At 67.0% G+C, this 349-nt stretch carries 1 protein-coding gene; it reads left to right on the top strand.

Going from position 1 to position 349, the window contains the following annotated elements:
* On the top strand, positions 1–349 hold a 349-nt coding region (locus tag WFN61_RS20750), incomplete at both ends, for a DUF6531 domain-containing protein (RefSeq protein ID WP_337039148.1).

Here is a 349-nt window from a genome sequence, read left to right as displayed (position 1 = left end):
CGACTTCTCCCTGCCGGGGTGTTTCCCCCTGCGCTGGCAGCGCAGCTACAACAGCCTGAACACCCGCGAAGGGCTGTTTGGTCAGGGCTGGGCCACCGCCTATGACAGCTGCCTGAGGCTGCATGGAAACGAGGTGACCTGGCGGGATGAGACCGGGCGTGAGCTGCGCTTCACGCTTCCTGCGGTCGACCAGGCGCTGTACAGCATCAGCGAGGGGGTGATGGTCCGCCGCAATGCGCACGGCGACGTGGCGATTGCGGATGAGGACGGGGCCGTCTGGCGGCTGTTTAAGCCTGTGCGCACTGACCCCGGCCTGCTCCGGCTGGCCTCGCTCAGCGATGAGTACGGC

Origin of the sequence: Pseudescherichia sp. AS216, from assembly GCF_037152055.1 — a bacterium.
Taxonomy (GTDB): domain Bacteria; phylum Pseudomonadota; class Gammaproteobacteria; order Enterobacterales; family Enterobacteriaceae; genus Pseudescherichia.
This window is presented reverse-complemented; position numbering and strand designations above follow the sequence as displayed.